Origin of the sequence: Ktedonobacter robiniae, from assembly GCF_016587375.1 — a bacterium.
In the GTDB taxonomy this organism is placed as follows: domain Bacteria; phylum Chloroflexota; class Ktedonobacteria; order Ktedonobacterales; family Ktedonobacteraceae; genus Ktedonobacter; species Ktedonobacter robiniae.
Genome location: NZ_BNJG01000003.1, coordinates 1,212,233 through 1,229,173 on the forward strand (window position 1 = coordinate 1,212,233; position 16,941 = coordinate 1,229,173).

Sequence of the window (16,941 nt, forward strand, 5' to 3'; positions counted from 1 at the left end):
TGTTGATGGTATAAGACAGCTTATCCAGCGCATCCAGAGGAAAACGAAAGGAAAAGCTACCGTTTCACCTGAAATGACTTTGCGCACACATCTCCAAAATACATCTGACTGCTTTTGTACAACATACGAGCACAAAATTTATGCATTTAAATAGAGTTGTTGTTAAGAAGGAAGGCAGAGATGTGAGACAGTCTGGCAGGTTGAAAGGTTCAACGCGTAAAGTTGGTATCGCACATACATAGTGCAAATTTTTAGATATAGAGCTTTTCAGGGCTTTATCGCACACAAAATGCTGCTTCGTGGAAGTGGCGCGAGCATTTTGAAGCTTGTTTTTTTCTGCTCTCTTGCTTGTTGATGATGATGAGGAGGTTCTTTGTGTCGATGTCCACTAATAGTCAGTCCACTCAGGATCGCTGGTCTCCGTCCGATCTAATTGAACCAGATGTGAAAAAGAAAAGCAGCCTGATCCAACGCTGGAACGAGTTGACCTCTATTCCTGATGCTCCCCCTGACGCCGACTTTGCCAGGCGCGAAAACGTACGCAAATCGCAGATGACCAGCAATATCCTCTTCTTTTTCACGATCATGGTCATCTTTCTCTTGCCTGCTTGCTACTTTGCTCCCTACCCATCCTACTTCTGGTTAGATATAGTGCTTAGCATCACCTGTATCGCCGCTTTGCTACTGAATCGAAGAGGAATGTCCCTGACGGCGGGTCTACTTGTGACAATTGGTAGTTTTACGGTGCTCACCGCCGCGCTCTTCTCCAGCGTCCCCTTTGATGAGACGACCCTTCAGGGCTACGATATGTATGTGATTGTCGAACTGCTCGCGGTCTCGCTATTGCCCAGTCGCAGTATCTTCGTTGTCTTTGTCGCAAGTGTGGGTTGTACGCTGGCAACACTACTCTACATGCCACATACAGCAGTGCTACAACAGGATATCCATGACCGCCTCCTCATCATTGCGGCACGCCCGGTAGGAACGCTTCTGCTGGTCGCGGGTGCGGCGTATATTCTCTCCACCACCATGACAACCGCGATTAAGCGTGCAGGGCGGGCTGAACTGATCGCGAAATTGGAGCACGAGTTAGCGGACCAGAAGAACGATCTAGAGGAAGGCATACAACAGATTCTGGATACACACGTCTCCGTTGCCAATGGAAATTTAAGTGCGCGCGCGCCTCTCAACAAGGATAACGTTCTCTGGCAGATCGCCCGTGCGCTTAACGTACTGCTGGTGCGCCTGCAAAGGGCTGTGCAGGCAGAGAGAGAGCTTCAGCATGTTGAGCAGGCGGTAACGCACTACGTGAGCGCAATCCAACAGGCTGAGGCACAGCGGAAGACTCCAACCCTTCCTCTGAGCCATACCAAGATCGATCCCTTGATCGCGGCCTTGCAAGGCCAAACTATCAACCGTGCCCATCTGCCTTCGCCTACACCTCCCCCCATGCCTATGCCCAGCCAGGGATGGTCACAGCGAACAACGTCATTTCCCCACTCCAAGTGAACGCGTAGGCGCGTACGTAAGTAGCTTACGTACGCGCCTACGCGTTTCCCTATGATGCATCCATCTGGCTTTGTGCACACAAAAAGCAGTGCATCGGCTTTGATACACTGCTCCGTCAACTCAAACAATTGACTGTTGGAGAAAAAAAGTGGAGATAATACAGGATTAGTTAATCGCAATAACCCCCAGGGAGAGAAGCACGCGTAGCGCCTCTTCGGTGACATTGGCCTGTAAAGGAACCTCCTTCTTCAAGGACTCAATATCCTTGCGGCTATCAATCGCCTCATAGACGGTCGAAAGCATTAACTTCTGCTTCGCGGACCACCCTCGCAAGAGTTCAAGATCCAATGGCGCAATCACTTTCGGCACAGGCGTATTATATGTGGCATGCTCAAAGGTGTGCACAGCTTTCGCCGTCGAAGGTGGCGCGGGCAGGGGTGCAAGTTGCCAATCAAAGGGTCCGCGCTCGTCATCCACGGCAGCCAGGATAGTAGCCGAGATCGAGTGACGTCGACCCTCCCTGTCCTCAACATAAGAAGAGGTGACCTTCCCCTCAACCAGTTGAATATACCCCTTACACCGACCACGTATACCAGGAACATGCTGTAATTCTGCCCGGAGCACACCATTCTTTCGATAGCGCTCAAATAAGGTCAGACTAAAACGCAACCCGACACTTGCATCAATGTGTTCCTTACCCATGCCAAGCCCTCTAACCCAAACTGTTCGACACTACTTCGATACATAGAATACCCTTGCTTCAAACCAAGTATGACACATAGCAGGCTATCTCTACCCCGTTAAACAGCCAGACACAACAAAAAACACCGTCTCACCTGCTAAAATGAATGTAACATATTTGTATATATTAGTCCATTAAAGAAAAATGAATATTCCTCTTTTTTATTCATTGAAAGGTCATAAAAGGTTTAAACAGTAACAAGCTATTTCATATTTTTAGAGAATTTACGCTTTTTGATCAGCCTACAAAGCCATATCAGAGCAGTCGCGACATTCTCATCTCGAGAATGTCAGCCATTAGCTAGATGTATTTTTTTTCATTTTATGGTGCAGAAGAAGCTCAATTTTTCTTTTGCAAATAGTAAGAAAGTCATAACAACAGGTATTTTCTTTAAACTATATTTCATGTAGGAACCGTACTTCTCTTGATGTAACTGCCAAATATCTATCCTACAACCCCTTCTGCTGACCCCTGGCCGTGGCATTACTTTCTCTATGAACATTTTGTAACTTGTAGATAGCATGATGCTGCTCAAGCACGCGTCTACATATAGACGTCATATGTAGACGCGTGCTTGAGCAGCATCGGTCGGATACCCTCTATGCCTTACCTGCAATCGCTGTGGTCGAGCCGCGAACGTGCAGTTCTAGGGGAATAACCTCGCTATGCAGCTGTTCTAAAACTTCGAAATCGGCGAGTAAGACTTCGATGGCGCGCTTTCCCAGCGCAGCTGTGGGGATGGAGACCGTGGTAAGCTCTGGCGCGAGGGTTTGCGCGATGAGGCCATCGCCAAAGCCGACAATTGAGAGCTGGCGTGGCACCTCCCACCCTAGCTCAGCCGCCGCTTTATAGGCTCCAATCGCCAGCAGGTCATCGTCACAAAAAATCGCCGTGGGTGGCTCGGAGAGATGCAGCAGCTTGCGAGCCGCCTGAAGGGCCGAGGCAGGATTGAGAGCCGCACGTGCGGTATAGCGTGCCTCCAGGACAAGACCACGGAGCGCCAATTCCTGCTCATAGGTGCGCTGGCGCTGGCGAAAGGTCTCCACATTGACATCCGCCGCCAAGTGGGCAATCTGGCGATGACCAAGCCCAAACAGATGGCGCATAGCCGCCTGCGTGCCGCCAACGATGTCCAGGCTCAGCGAAGAGAGGCCAGTCCAGGTTTCATCTACAATAACGGCGCGTGAACGCAAGATGGCAATATCCATATCGCCGGGCGGGCGAACCGCGCATAAGACAAAGCCTTCAATAGAATGCGTGGTCAGAGCGTCCATCACGACACGCTGCCACTCCTGGTCATCACCCGTACTTACCAAAATCACCGTATAGTTATGCAACCTCGCGGCCTGCTCGGCACCTTTCAACACGGCGGCAAAGAAGGGATTGCTCACATCTGGAATAACAAACGCGATAATGTTGGTATGTCCAAGGCGCAGAGTGCGCGCCACTGTGTTGGGGCGATATCCCATCTCCTCAGCTATACGCAAGACTTCCTGCTGCGTCTGAGGAGAGACACGTCCCGACGCTTTGCCCGCAAAGACAAGCGAGACGGTCGATTGCGAGACACCCGCTTTACGCGCGACATCGACGCTGGTAATACTCCTGCTCTCTTTTCCTCGTACCATGATGTACCTTCTCTTGCTTTAAGATGTGCTCATTGTAGCGCAAAGTGCTTTCGGTATAAAGGGTGCGTGATATCAGGCTGGCTACTCCAGCCTGATATCACGCACCCTTTATACCGATTTTTTCTCTATTGACAAAGTCATACGTATGACGTACTCTACAAGGAGAGAAGAGAAAGGATATGATGGTGAAAATAAAGGGATTTCTGTTGACGCTCGCTACGGCGTGTATGTTTGGTCTGGGTGCGGTTCTGGGCAAAATGGCCTCTTCCGTACTCAATCCGTTGCTGGTAACGTTCTTAAATTTCGCGGTGGGGGGTGGCTTGCTGCTTATTTTTCTCCTGGTACGCAGGATCGCTCTCTTTAAGCGCTTGGAGCGACGTGACTGGCTGAATTTACTGTTGCTGGTGGTCTTTGGCACAACCCTGCCTGCCTGCTGTGTACTCTATGGACTCGCCTTGACCAGCGCCATCAAGGCTGGCTTTCTCATGCAGATGCAGGGCATCTCGTCGGTCCTATTCGCGGTACTCTTCCTGCGCGAACGCCTGAACTGGAAACAGGTGGGGGGAATGTTGCTGCTCCTGCTTGGCAGCCTCTTTGTAGTTATGAAGACTACGCAAACGTCGATCTTGAGCGCCTTTAACCTGGGGGATATACTGGTTATTTTAGGGGCTATTGGCTTTGGCTATGCGATTCTCCCGGCAAAGGCACTAACAGGAAAAATAGATTCGCTGCCATTGACGGTCTGGAAGTTGTTGATCAGCGCCCTGATGATTCTGCCATTCCTCTCACTCCAGCCCACTGCCTGGCCGACATATCTGTCACCATTTCTGCTCTGGCTGCTGCCTGTTTACATTATTTCCAATTTCTGTATTGGCTATGTGACCCAGCAGGAGGGCCTCAAGTACCTGCAAGCCTGGGAGTCGGCAACAACGATGCAGAGTACGCCCATTTTTTCCACATTCTTCGCCATGCTTCTCCTGGGAGACAGCCTCTCGCTGCTGCAACTGGTTGGAGGCATCATTGTGCTTGCAGGTGGCTGCGTTATCGCCCTGGGCGGGGCAAACCTTTCGCGTAAGTCCCTGACACGCACCAGCCAGGTCGCACCAACAGGCCAGGAAATCTAAATGGTTTGCTCACGAAAAACCTTATGTGTCACCTCACGAAAATGCTCTAAATTGTGGAAATCTCCTGCTTTCTGGCTTTCTTCGATATATGTCAGCGCGTCCTGCGCCCATTCCTCTTGAATGGATTGAAGGTAGCTTACTGTAGAAGCAACGCCAGCTCCGACTAGAAACTGGACATCAAAACCGCACATGGTATCAAAGCTCGTGGTTTTGGCCTCCCACAAGAGACCTACATCCTCTACCTGGGCAAGAAGAGAGAGGAGGAAGCCACACAAACGGATGCTCTCATAAATGCACCAGGCATTTTCATGAAAAGTAATTTCTTGCTTCAGGAGAAAGCGGACGAGGGGCCAATCTCCTGGTGAGAGGGTTTTATGCAATTTTTCCAGGACCGCCAAACGGAACTCAGCATTTTGATCCCCTCTCTCTTCGGTATTAGGGAAAATTTCTTCTTTGTAGGCAACCAATTGGAGTAGCTGTGGGGAAAGAAACTCGAACTGCGTGTTTCGAACCTCGCGAACAAAATCTTCTGCCTGCATCTGGCCTCTCTTTTCTCCTGGTTCTTCTCAGCAAAACTCTCCCAGCAGTATACAGGCAACAAAGCAATTGCTCAAGCCGACAAGAAGCAAAAGAGCGTAATCCCAGTAGCTACGTACGCAAGTAGCGGGTCCGCTACTTGCGTACGTAGCTACTGGGTTGCCTATGGCTTCACATCTATTGGTGAAACACAGAGGCGCGCGTGCTAGGGCAAAGAGTTGAGGTGCGGTTTGACAGTATTGGCGAAATTGTAGCTATTGGAGGCATCCCAGCTTATCGACCATGTCATTGCGCCGCGAATGCTTGGATAGGTCGTAGCCGGCTTGAAGGAGCCGCAATTTGTACCGTAAGCGAGGCAATCGAGCGCGGCATTGACCACCGAGGGCGAGACATAGCCGCTACCTGCTGCCGAGCTTGAGGCGGGTAGACCAAAGCCGACCTGGTCCGCGCGCAGTCCTCCCTGGAGTTGGATGCAGGCCAGGGCGGTCAGGAAATTCACGCTTCCCTGGGAGTACACATTGCCGTCGCAACCCAGCATAGAACCGGAGTTATAGTACTGTGTATTGACGACGGTGAGGATATCTTTGATGTTGAGGGCCAGTTGGAAGTAGGTCCCGCTCGTGGATTGCATATCAATTGTCTGAGGAGCCAGGGTGATAATGAGGCTTGAGCCAACCTTGGTGGAGAGCTGACGCAATGCGCTCGCCATATAGGTCGCATTAAGCCCATTTTCAAAATCGATATCTACGCCATCGAAACCATACTGCTGGATCAGACTATAGACGCTGTTGGTGAAATTGGTCGCGCTCGTCGCATCATTGACCGTGACCGTTCCGTTCTGACCACCCACAGAGAGAATGACCTTTTTCCCCCTGGAGTGAAGCGTCGCGATATCGCTGGTAAACTGCGCATCGCTATAGCCACCAAGCGCGCTGGATAGGCCTGAATCGATGCTAAACGTTACGCCACCCGTCTTCGACGTATCGGCATTGGCGAAGGCCACGGCGATCAAGTCATAGTTTGCATTGACATTGCTTAAGCGCAGAGGCGTAGCTCCATTAACGAAGTCCTGCCAGTAACCAGTCAGGATATGCTTGGGGAGGCTACCTCCACAGGTGGGACATGGGGTTGGAGTGGGCGTGGGCGTCGTGGTTGGGCTGGGCGTTGGGGTTGAGGTTGGAGTCTTTGTCGGAGTAGGAGTTGGCGTCGTTGGCGTTGGGGTAGGCGTGCTAGATCCCCCGGGACCGCTGAGCGTCACGTCGTCCACATAAACGTTCCCCTGCGCATACCAGCCATGCAGATAGATTGTTACGCTGGTAGCAGAAGCACCTGTGGTAAATGAATACGACAGCAGGGTATAGCTGCTGCTGCTAGTCCAGTTATTACTGTAGCCATTGACTCCAATATAAGCATAAGGGCCGTTTACATACGCGCTAAGCGTGTACGCGGTATTGGGCTGCACACTAATCGTCTGAGTACACTGACCGGTGGTAGAACTGCTGGGGGTAAGCTGGCCCGCGTAAGATCCACCATGTACGGGAGTCGAGGTCACGACGTCCCCGGGATCACAGCTCCAGCTAGTGAGGTTGCCTGTTTCAAAACCAGGATTACTAACGAGGTTGTTTCCAGCGGCATGAGCCTGGGAAGGTTCATAAAAGAACGAAATAGCGCCAATGCTACTCCCTACAAGAAAGAGGGCGAAGGACATAAGCATGACGAGACGACGGTAACGCAACATAACAGCTCTCCTTGCATGAATGCGCGCAACAATACTTTCAGGTCCGCACCACCATTGGGCGGGCCACATATCCCGAGAACGCGATCCAGGCAATATGCCTGCAATTATGGCTTTCTTGCCAATCATCGCGTAGATCTCATGCATAAGATCTATGCTAAGCATAGCCAAAACAAGGTTACGTTGTCAAGTCATCTAGACCAATAAATCAGGGAACATCCAATACTTCTCTCATAACCAGCCTCGGCTCGCTACGTAAGTCATTGAGTAAGGGTATGCATGCGGAAAATTGGGCAAAACTTAATTTTCCGCATACATGCTCTTACTCCTGAGTGCCGCAGGCGCGAAGGCAGGAATTCGTGATAAAATAAGCGCATCTTTGCTACAACTGTTCTTGCATAGAAAGATCTCTATTATGCTACTGGACTCAATCAATATCCCGATTTATTCTCTTAGTACATGTTCTGGTATACTCTGGCGCAATTCACAGGGTCTGATCGGCTATGAGCCCCTAACTGCAAGAGAGAAATTCACGGGGATGCACCTCGATGATATGTATACCCTGGAGTTGGTCTGCCAGGGTATGCAGGAGATCTATCTTGATGGGTGCTGGCGTCCTGTGCCTCCTCTACATGTTGTCTGGACGAGCCCCAGAATTATGCACGCGCATCGCACCTCAGGCGAGTTGGAAACCATTTTCGCGCTCTTTCCATCGGCTATGGTCGAACATGTATGGGAAGAACTCTATGGAGGCTGCTCATTGCAGGTTCCACATGCCGCCATTCTTCCCTCTCCCCCTCAACTACAAAATGCGCTACACCATCTTCTACAAGAGGTTCGTAGCTGTAATCAGACCCCCGACTATATCATCTCCCTTCTTCTCCATCTTGCATTAGCAGAATTTCTGCGCCTTGCGGTTCAACCAACGCCGCCCGTTCCTTCAATTGCTACGCAGCCATTACCTCAAGAACGTATAAGTAGTGAGATGCTCCATGCTACCCAACTTTTGAAGGAGTCACATACCTGTTCTTCGCTCTCACTAGAATGTACAGCGCAATATGTTGGTCTAAGCGTGTTTCACTTCTCACGTCGCTTTAAACAGGAGGTTGGCATAACACCTGGTCACTATTTGCGCCAGCAGCGTTTGAATCATGCATTGCAACTTCTCTTTAGCACGACACTAAGCATGGAAGAAGTTTCTTATCTGAGTGGCTTTGGTTCAGCTCGCCAATTGACTGAAGCGTGTAAAGCCGCCTTCGGGCAATCCCCATCAACACTGCGTAAAGAGCGTGGTTTCTTCTTTCTTTCCAGCAATTCATCTCCTTCACTATATGTTTTGCCCTCTCCAGAGCATATCCATCCCTTGAGAGAGTCACAAGCGCTTCTCATCACTAACGACGCCAAAGAGCAAAAATCCGTGGCAGAAGCGCAATAAAACGCGCGCCCTTTCCCTTTATAACCAATATAATTCTATCGTAACCACTCAGTTCTATCATCAATGATAAAAGGGAAAAGGTATTATGCAAGAAATAAAAGGCAAAGCACAGGTAGCAGAACTTATTCGTACACAGCGCGCAACACGCCAGTACAGCCAGCAAGCGGTATCAGAAGAGAATATCCGGACGATATTGAACGCGGGTCGGCGGGCGCAAAGCTCAAAAAATACTCAACCATGGCAATTCATCGTGGTTCGCGACCGTGAGACACTCAAACAACTGGCGGAAGGCGGCATGTATGCTGCTCATGTGCCTCATGCCGCCTTTGCTATCGCACTTGTCACGTCGGAGGCTGGTCGTCCTAATTTTGATCTGGGACAGGCCGCTGCCTATTTGCAACTGGCCGCGTGGGATCTGGGCATTGGCTCATGCATTACCTGGATGCATTATCCGGAGAAAGCTAAAGAAGTGCTGCATGTTCCCGCTGACCTGGAATTTCACGTAGTTCTCTCCTTTGGCTATCCAGCACCGCAAGAGCATCCCCAGCCCCCCAAAAAGAATGGGCGCAAGCTCTTTGATGAAGTGGTCCATTGGGAACGTTGGTCATAGAAACCCAATCCTACTAAACAATCTATGGCCTCTTTTTGTGAAGCATAAAATAGACAGTAAAACAAGTGGCCTTCCGAACAATGCGTTCGTTGGCCACTTGTTTTTGGTGCTCACCATTGTTATGGTGTTTACTATTGCTGGCCGTTACCGCCACTGCCCAGGAGGCCACCGAGAAGAGAGTCCAAGACAGAAAGCATGGGGAGTGATCCAAGCAGGTCGCCTCCAAGGCCACCTTCCACGCCTTCCAACTCCACATCATCTAATTCTCTCACCTGAGGCTCCTGTACAAAGGTTTCCTCGCTGGCATAGTTACGAGAGAAAAGATTTTTTACCCACTCCATGTGTGTCGTCCTTTCCTATTATATCCAGGATTTTTGAATGTAACCTGGATAAAAAGCTGTATTTTTGTATGTGCTTGAAGCATCTCTCGAGCATTACTTGCTCTAAATCTAATTATACTTGCTCATGTAAATCATATTCTTTTATATATCTATAAGCGTTTAATATGGATAATTGTTTGTCTTTATGGATCATACCGCATGGCCAGCCCCTGTTGCCAGGCAAAGACCGCCGCCTGGGTACGATCTACCATGTGCAGCTTGCCAAGGATATTGCTAACATGCCCCTTGACCGTCTTCTCACTGATAATGAGTTTTTGCGCAATCTCGCTGTTCGAGCATCCATCCGCGATGAGGCGCAGGACATCTAGCTCACGATCACTCAACTGTGTAAAGGGATTGGGCGCGTCGCGTCGGTTACCACGTAACGCCTCGACGACACGCGCCGCCACGCGCGGGTGCAAGACCGACTCTCCACGCGCCGCTTTGCGTACCATGTCAGCCAGTTCCTCTGGACCAACATCTTTTAGCACGTAGGAGAGCGCCCCGGCACGCAGAGCGGGAAAAATATATACGTCCTCGTGATAGGAGGTCAGAACGATAACCTGCGAGCGAGGACTGACCTGCTTGGCCTGCCTGGTCGCTTCGACGCCTCCTATCCCGGGCATGATCAGATCCATCAGTACGACATCGGGGGCAAGCTCTCCCGCCAGGCGTACAGCTTCTTCGCCCGAGGAGGCCTCCTCAAGTACCGCCAGGTCAGGCTGCAATTCTAAAAATACACGTATTCCCTGGCGGACGAGCGCATGATCATCAGCGATGATCAGCGCGATCTCATTTGGCATATATGCTCCTCGCTTGTAAGGTTTACTTGCCGCCTGCGGCGGCAAGTAAAAGAGGGGAGATTTTGTGGGGACACCCCACGCCCCGGCAAAGGGCTAGCCACTCTTGGCAATCCCGCTTCGGAGACACCTGTGCTCTGCTCAAGGCTAGCCGCCCTTGGCAATCCCGCCGCTGGCATGTTCTGCGAAATATTCAGCGGGCTCTATGTGAGCATCTTGTAACAAGCGTTTACAACGCGCGACAATGCACACTCCTTTCGTGACGACACTCTCAATCTGGACATCTCCACCCAGATGCCGCATACGCTCTTGCATGGAGGACAAACCTATACCCGGATGATGCTCCTCGCCAACAGCAAACCCCTGACCGTTATCTCTCACGGTAAGCGTTACCAGGTCATCCTCGACCTCCAGAGAGATCTGAACGAGTGTGGCATGACTATGGCGCGCTACATTCGCCAGGGCCTCCTGTGTGACGCGGAAGAGCGCCTCTTCCACGGTAAGCGCGAGGATCTGCATCTCTCCAATACGTACATTTGCCACGATGCCGGTCTGCTGCGTCCACTGCGTTGTAAGTTCACGTATGGCTGCAACCAGGCCCTTCCCCTCTAGCGCGGCCGGGCGCAGCTCACGAATCAACGACGTTAACTCCTGCTGGGCCTGGCGCACAAGCTTCTCCGCTTCGAGCAAGCGCTTTTCGGCGGCATCTATATCCTGCCTGAGGAGAAAACGAACAGCACCTATTTGCATAGCTGCCGCGAAGACCTGCTGCTTAACACTATCATGTAGATCTCGGGCCAGGCGATTCCGCTCTTCCAGCGTCGCGATCTTCTGACGAACTTGTAGCAACTACAATCGAGACAAACTCGCCGCTCATCACCTGGAAACTGATACCCTTCAAAATTTCAATCTTCTCGCGACCGAGGGGGAGGCTCTTCCTGATCTCCTGAACCTCTATGACTGCGTGAGCTTCTGGCTTCTGCGCCTGGTCATCTGTAAGATTCGTGCTGGTTGTCATGTGCGAAATCCTTTCAAAATGTTTGAATATTTGTATTATCAACTAGAAGTTCTTGAACAGTTATCGTGCTCTAAGCATAAATTGAAAACCAAGATTTTCCATGCGTCTGTAGGCGTGTTGTGAGCGGGGCTTTAGACGGGGATAAATGACAAAGATTTCGCGACTGAAGGAGTATCCAGGAAACCAAAGGTTATATAGGGATGTTGCGCTGTCCGGCGCGAACGCACCGGACAGCGCAACATCCCTATTACCACATGCGAGCCACCGCAGGTGGGGAGAAGTCATAGACCGCTGGTCTGAGATATACTAAAGAGTTATCTGAAAGCTATTTAATGGAGAAAGGAAACAACATGACAGCGAAAAAGCCCTTAAGCTTTGGCATCAAGACCGCCCCACAGCATACGACCTATGAGGATATGCTGGCCATATGGCTGGCGGCGGATGCCGAGCCGGCCCTGGAACATGCCTGGCTCTTCGATCACTTTATGCCTATCGTTGGCGACTATAAAGGTCCCTGCCTGGAGGGCTGGTCGCTCCTCTCCGCCTTTGCCGCGCTGACCAAACGTATTCGTATCGGTCTGATGGTCACCGGCAATACCTATCGCCATCCCGCCGTACTCGCCAACATTGGGGCAACTGTGGATGTGATCTCCAATGGGCGCCTGGACTTTGGTATTGGCGCGGGCTGGAATGAGCGCGAGCATAGCTCCTACGGTATTCCTCTCTATACGACGGGTGAGCGCATTCGCCGCTTTGGTGAGGCCTGCGAGGTCATTCGTCAGATGTGGACCGAGGAGGCTCCCACCTTTGAGGGCCGATATTACCAGATCAAAGAGGCCTATTGCGAACCCAAGCCAGTGCAGAAGCCCTATCCACCCTTTGTTATTGGCGGGAGTGGCGAAAAGCTCACGCTGCGTATCGTGGCCCAGTATGCCGACATCTGGAATATGGCGGGTGGCTCTATCGACGACTTTAAGCATAAGAGCACGGTCCTGGATGAGCACTGTGCCGCCATCGGTCGTGATCCCAATACGATCTCGCGCTCAATCCAGATTCCCATTACGCCCAACGACCTGGCCCAGACACGTGAACTGACGCAGCAATTCATTGATGCGGGCGCGAACCATTTTATCCTGAACCTGCGCCCTCCCTTCCCTGAGGGCATCGTCGGTCGCCTCGTTGCCGAGGTAGTCGAGCCTCTCAAGGCCACAAACCAGTAGCATCTACTTACACCAGAGCCTATGCGCGCGACTTCTCTCTCTCCGCGAGAAGTTGTGCCATAAGCGTTATAGCATTCACGATATGCCTGAGTTCGGCAACAATAGCTCGCATATCCGAACATTCCATATAACCACGTGCCTTTACTGCGCAATTCAGGTCATGCAGGGTCTGCTTGATTGGTGGCAACTGCTGGGCTGGCCTCTGCTCTCGTATCGCTTCTGCGAGCAGATGGAGCGCCTCCTCATACTGTTGTTTGAATGCGACCATCTCTGTTAGCTTGTGATTCACCGGGTGCGCTAAGAGGTGCGCCTCCAGGGCAAGCAGACTTTGCGCTATTGCGTCCTCTGCTTCAAGCAAGCTCTGGGCCAAATCGGGATCAAAATGATGGGAGACTGGCTCTTCGAGAGAGCGTCGAATGGAGACATCGGCATTGGAACGCGCCAGGCGAGCCTGCTGCAACAACTCGTGGGACCGGACTGACTCATATGGCTGCGAAGTGGCATAGGCCGTAAGCACAGTAGAGCCATAGGCACACAGTGACTCCAGGTGGGCCGCAAGATCCCGTGGAACCTGTTTGAGTTGCCAGGTAGGCCAGGCGGTGTAGATGAGTAGCGCTAGTATCCCTCCTATAAGCGTGTCTAAGGCGCGATCCAGAGCGGTTGTGAGTGGTTGGGGAATCACAAAGGACAGGAGGAAGACGATCTGCATGGTAATAAAGGCTGAGAAGATGGCATAATTGGCATAGAGAAAGGTAAAAGCCAGGTAGGCCATAATCGCGTCGATAACTACCAGGACTTCGTTTGCTGGCGCCAGCAATGCTATCAGTAATGACGTCAAGGCCGCCCCCAGCATAGTGCCCAGCATACGCGCCAGTCCCCGAGTAAAGGTCGTGCTAAAATCGGGCTTAAGCACAAGGAGAGCCGTCAATGGTATCCAGTAGCCACGCTCAATCGGCCAGGGGCCAACCCGGTAGAGCGCGGTCGCCAGGGTCAGAGTGACACCCAGGCGAATGGCGTGCCGAAAGATAGTTGACTCCAGGGAGAGGTTAGCCCTTAGCGTTACCAGGGCATTATGCCATTGGAGGCGATTAGGATGCCGATTCCTGAAGCTCCCCAATAATTCCTGGGGTGGGTGAAGTTGCTTATACCGCAAGGATTTCGCCAACTTCTTCGTGGCATGCAACTGATCGCGCAAGGCGCTACTATAGCCAAACACCTGTTGCATGCTTGCCTCGTCGCAGAAGGCTCCCAGTTCCTGCCGTAAGCCTGTCAGAGCCTCCTTCAACTCTTGCTGTGGCTTGTGAAAATGTACAAAGCCCTTCCGCGGCTCTAGCTCATCTGCGATATTATTCAGTTCTTCAGCCGTTGCTTCTAGCACGCGGTCCAGATATGACGAACAGTGGGCACACCTCTCATCATCACTATCTATACTCTTCCGTAATTGCTGCAAGGCAAAACAATATAAGCGAATACGCTCCGCCGCCTCTAAAAGCCCATAGAGAACATTGCCTTCCCTCTCTGATATACTGCTCTCCGCCAGCACTGTCTGGGCATTTGACAGGGCATCTCGGGTCTGGGGAAATGTGCTACCGGGATCACTTGCATAGTCGGCAAGCTGCCGGTACGCCGTCGCCAGGACATGACGCTCAATCTTGGTGCGCTGCCAGCGGGCCGTCAGCAGGCCCAGTCCAGCTTGAAATAAAGCTCCTACAAACATCAATAACGCCTGGAGTGCTGCGTCAAGCGGATCAAGCTTAAAATGAGAAAGAATGATCAAGGCTATCGTGGATTGCAGGCCAATAATCATGGCAAAGCGATTGAGCGCCACAAGCACGCCCGCACCAAAGCCCCAGATACCAATTACCAGGATCGCTAGCCAGTCAATCTGGCTCGTAACGCTGCCCATAAAGGCAGAGACCGCGATCCCCACACATGCCAGAAACATGGTGCGCGTACGCGCCGACGAAGAGGCATCCAGGGCTACGGAGCCAAGGCTAGCCGCGCCGCCCGCGATAGAGACGCCCTCCACGACGTGTCCAGTCGCCACACCAAGAGCCAGTGGAATGACGAAACCTAGCATACTATACAAGGCCTGAATCGCCATGATCTGCGAGCGATCAATGCGCAAGGCTGTGCGCCAGGAAGACCTCAATGCCGAGAACCAGGATGTAATTTCCGTGTTTAGAACATAAGCCAACGTTGTCCTCCCTCCCACTCACCTGCTGCTTTATTCCTATTTTATATCCCTGTTCAACCACTTACCCATAAATACAAGATCGATATACTGGCCTTCAGCAATCTTTACCTGCCGTTGCAGGCGCCCCTCCTCGACAAAGCCCAGCGCCTGGTAGAGGTGGATAGCGCGCATATTAGTGGCCACCACCTGCAAAGACAGCTTCTCGATACGTGGGTGTTTCTCGGCCCAGACGAAGAGCGCCAGAAAAAGCTGGCGCCCCAGACCCTGATCGCGCCACTCCTGCTTGACCGAAATACTTATCTCACCCTGGTGCGCCAGACGCTTGAGATGCCCGTTGTTGAAACTGATGAAGCCGACCACGTCCCCCTGGCTCTCCGCCAGCAGCAAAACCTTCTCTGGCGCCTGCTCCAGCATCTCCACCCACTTGCGTTCATGCTCCCTGGTGGGCAGATCCTCCAGCGTGTTCAAGTCGTGCACTTGCTCCTCAAGGACCGAGGCCCTGACAAGCGCGAAGACCCGGTCGGCATCCGCGCATATGCCTGAGCGTATAAGCACCTCTCGTCCGCCTGGCAAAATGCATTTATACGCATCAATACCGCTCATACCTGTGTCTCTCCGATTCGTAGGGGCAGAGCTTGCTCGGTCTTCTTTCACAACCGAGCAAGCTCTACTCTGCATGCGTTTTTAGTCCATGCAAGCATGGACCCTACATAAGATGCGCCAATACAGGTCAGGCACCAGCGTGGTGTGTACTAAGGTGCTCGCGGATCGCGATGGCGGCGGCGGCACCCTCACCGGCCGCGCTGACCAGTTGCTTGGTGCTTCCGGCGCGTACGTCGCCCGCGGCGAAAATGCCCTCGATGTTCGTCTGGAAGTCCGCGCCTGTCCGTATAAAACCCTGGGCATTGGAGGCAACGGTGGCGCGAAATGGCTCGCTATTGGGCTGGAGGCCGATAAAGATAAAGGCTGCGGCAGGATGCAGTTCCTCTTGCTTCCCACTCTGCGTGTCTTTGACTACAAGCGTCGTGATGCGATTATTCTCCCCTTGAACTCCACAATCTCGGTATTATAGCGTACCTTAATCTCGGGGGTCGAGAGCGCTTTATCAATCGCGAGCTTGCTGGCGGAGAGGCGCTCTCCTCGCGCGAGGATGGTCACCTGAGGACTGAAGCGCGTCAAGAAGACGGCCTCCTCTACAGCGCTATTGCCACTGCCCACCACTACAACATCCTGCCCCTTGTAGAAGGGCCCATCGCAGGTGGCACAGAAATGGATGCCCGCGCCAATATACTCACTTTCGCCGGGCACATCCAGGCGCTTATAGCTTGAACCTGTGGCAAGCAAGATGGCATTACAGCGATAGCGAGTCCCATCCTCGGTCTCGACGAAGTGCGCGTCGAGATCGTTGCCCACGCGCACTACGTTCTGAGCCGAGATCATCTCGACGTCGAAGCGCTTTGCCTGCTCGATCACGCGCTCGGCGAACTCACCACCCGTCACACCGTGGGGAAAGCCGGGATAGTTGTCCAGGCGCTCGGTAATGCCCGCCTGCCCACCCAGGCTCGAACGCTCAATCACCAGCACATCATAGCCATCACGAGCAATATAAATCGCAGCGGTAAGAGCAGTGGGGCCACCACCGACGACGATGAGATCATAGAAGGTACACTGTGCCTTGATATCCAGACCCAACTTCTCGGCAAGCTCCGCGTTAGATGGCTCTATGAGCACACCCTGGTCATCAAACACGATGGTTGGGATCGACATTCCACCCTTTTGCAGTTCGCGCACATACGCCTGCGCCTGCTCATCCTCTTCAATGTCGATGTAGTCATAGCGCACCCGCTGTTCGCCCAGGAACTTCTTGCTCCGCTTACAATCACTGCACCAATTGGTGCCATATAACTTAATGGTCATACCTGGCCTTCTCCTCCCTGTAGTCACTATACCTTTCTTCAGCATACCCGATAAAGAGCAAGAAAAAAAGCGGCTCGTGTGAGCCGCTTTTT

The 16,941-nt window shown here is 52.2% G+C and carries 17 protein-coding genes; 5 read left to right on the forward strand and 12 right to left on the reverse strand.

The features are described from left to right. Nucleotides 1-375: 375 nt before the first annotated feature. The gene (locus JMJ04_RS37805) at nt 376-1,509 is read left to right on the forward strand and encodes a hypothetical protein (protein ID WP_201375525.1); all 1,134 of its coding nucleotides are present in this window, start codon (nt 376-378) and stop codon (nt 1,507-1,509) included. Between the two features lie 165 nt (nt 1,510-1,674). Here the strand turns inward: JMJ04_RS37805 and JMJ04_RS37810 are convergent, their stop codons facing one another. Beyond that, nucleotides 1,675-2,211 carry a hypothetical protein gene (locus JMJ04_RS37810; RefSeq protein ID WP_201375526.1) on the reverse strand — a complete coding sequence of 179 codons (537 nt, stop codon included), beginning with the start codon at nt 2,209-2,211 and terminating at the stop codon, nt 1,675-1,677. A gap of 639 nt (nt 2,212-2,850) precedes the next feature. Beyond that, entirely contained in the window at nt 2,851-3,876 is a 1,026-nt protein-coding gene (locus tag JMJ04_RS37815) for a LacI family DNA-binding transcriptional regulator (protein ID WP_201375527.1), read from the reverse strand. A gap of 179 nt (nt 3,877-4,055) precedes the next feature. Between JMJ04_RS37815 and JMJ04_RS37820 the strand changes: the two genes are divergently transcribed. Then, nucleotides 4,056-5,000: a DMT family transporter gene (locus JMJ04_RS37820; RefSeq protein WP_201375528.1), complete on the forward strand. Its 945-nt coding sequence runs from the start codon at nt 4,056-4,058 to the stop codon at nt 4,998-5,000. Here JMJ04_RS37820 and JMJ04_RS37825 read toward each other — a convergent pair. Together JMJ04_RS37825 and JMJ04_RS37830 are read right to left on the reverse strand one after the other, a co-directional pair. Beyond that, a complete protein-coding gene (locus JMJ04_RS37825) occupies nt 4,997-5,539 on the reverse strand; it encodes a hypothetical protein (RefSeq protein ID WP_201375529.1) in 543 nt (180 codons plus the stop codon). The two genes, JMJ04_RS37820 and JMJ04_RS37825, sit on opposite strands and share 4 nt — an antisense overlap. Nucleotides 5,540-5,742: 203 nt before the next feature. Beyond that, nucleotides 5,743-7,275, reverse strand: a complete 1,533-nt coding sequence (locus tag JMJ04_RS37830) for a chitinase (protein ID WP_201375530.1) — start codon at nt 7,273-7,275, stop codon at nt 5,743-5,745. Nucleotides 7,276-7,687: 412 nt separating this feature from the next. Here JMJ04_RS37830 and JMJ04_RS37835 point away from each other — a divergent pair, with 412 nt between their 5' ends. Then, complete coding sequence (locus JMJ04_RS37835; protein WP_338001080.1) at nt 7,688-8,707, forward strand: AraC family transcriptional regulator; 1,020 nt, start codon at nt 7,688-7,690, stop codon at nt 8,705-8,707. An 85-nt stretch (nt 8,708-8,792) separates the two neighbouring features. Next, on the forward strand, nt 8,793-9,317 hold the full coding sequence (locus tag JMJ04_RS37840; protein WP_201375532.1) for a nitroreductase family protein: 525 nt from the start codon (nt 8,793-8,795) through the stop codon (nt 9,315-9,317). A 131-nt stretch (nt 9,318-9,448) separates the two neighbouring features. On the opposite strand, the gene JMJ04_RS37845 is transcribed toward JMJ04_RS37840, so the two are convergent. The 4 genes from JMJ04_RS37845 to JMJ04_RS37860 form a co-directional block, all read right to left on the reverse strand. Then, complete coding sequence (locus JMJ04_RS37845) at nt 9,449-9,658, reverse strand: hypothetical protein (RefSeq protein WP_201375533.1); 210 nt, start codon at nt 9,656-9,658, stop codon at nt 9,449-9,451. 182 nt (nt 9,659-9,840) lie between these two features. Beyond that, the gene (locus tag JMJ04_RS37850; protein WP_201375534.1) at nt 9,841-10,500 is read right to left on the reverse strand and encodes a response regulator; all 660 of its coding nucleotides are present in this window, start codon (nt 10,498-10,500) and stop codon (nt 9,841-9,843) included. A 144-nt stretch (nt 10,501-10,644) separates the two neighbouring features. After that, nucleotides 10,645-11,346, reverse strand: a complete 702-nt coding sequence (locus tag JMJ04_RS37855) for a sensor histidine kinase (RefSeq protein ID WP_201375535.1) — start codon at nt 11,344-11,346, stop codon at nt 10,645-10,647. After that, complete coding sequence (locus JMJ04_RS37860) at nt 11,279-11,515, reverse strand: hypothetical protein (RefSeq protein ID WP_236038870.1); 237 nt, start codon at nt 11,513-11,515, stop codon at nt 11,279-11,281. Before JMJ04_RS37860 ends, JMJ04_RS37855 begins: the two co-directional genes overlap by 68 nt. A gap of 350 nt (nt 11,516-11,865) precedes the next feature. Here JMJ04_RS37860 and JMJ04_RS37865 point away from each other — a divergent pair, with 350 nt between their 5' ends. Next, entirely contained in the window at nt 11,866-12,735 is an 870-nt protein-coding gene (locus tag JMJ04_RS37865; RefSeq protein WP_201375536.1) for an LLM class F420-dependent oxidoreductase, read from the forward strand. A 19-nt stretch (nt 12,736-12,754) separates the two neighbouring features. On the opposite strand, the gene JMJ04_RS37870 is transcribed toward JMJ04_RS37865, so the two are convergent. The 4 genes from JMJ04_RS37870 to JMJ04_RS37880 form a co-directional block, all read right to left on the reverse strand. Then, nucleotides 12,755-14,932 (reverse strand): FUSC family protein, encoded by a 2,178-nt coding sequence (locus JMJ04_RS37870; RefSeq protein WP_201375537.1) that lies wholly within the window; start codon nt 14,930-14,932, stop codon nt 12,755-12,757. A 36-nt stretch (nt 14,933-14,968) separates the two neighbouring features. Next, a complete protein-coding gene (locus JMJ04_RS37875) occupies nt 14,969-15,535 on the reverse strand; it encodes a GNAT family N-acetyltransferase (RefSeq protein WP_201375538.1) in 567 nt (188 codons plus the stop codon). 127 nt (nt 15,536-15,662) lie between these two features. Further along, entirely contained in the window at nt 15,663-15,962 is a 300-nt protein-coding gene (locus JMJ04_RS48265) for an FAD-dependent oxidoreductase (RefSeq protein ID WP_307811807.1), read from the reverse strand. Next, nucleotides 15,947-16,849: an FAD-dependent oxidoreductase gene (locus JMJ04_RS37880; protein WP_268887420.1), complete on the reverse strand. Its 903-nt coding sequence runs from the start codon at nt 16,847-16,849 to the stop codon at nt 15,947-15,949. Before JMJ04_RS37880 ends, JMJ04_RS48265 begins: the two co-directional genes overlap by 16 nt. Between the last annotated feature and the right edge of the window lie 92 nt (nt 16,850-16,941).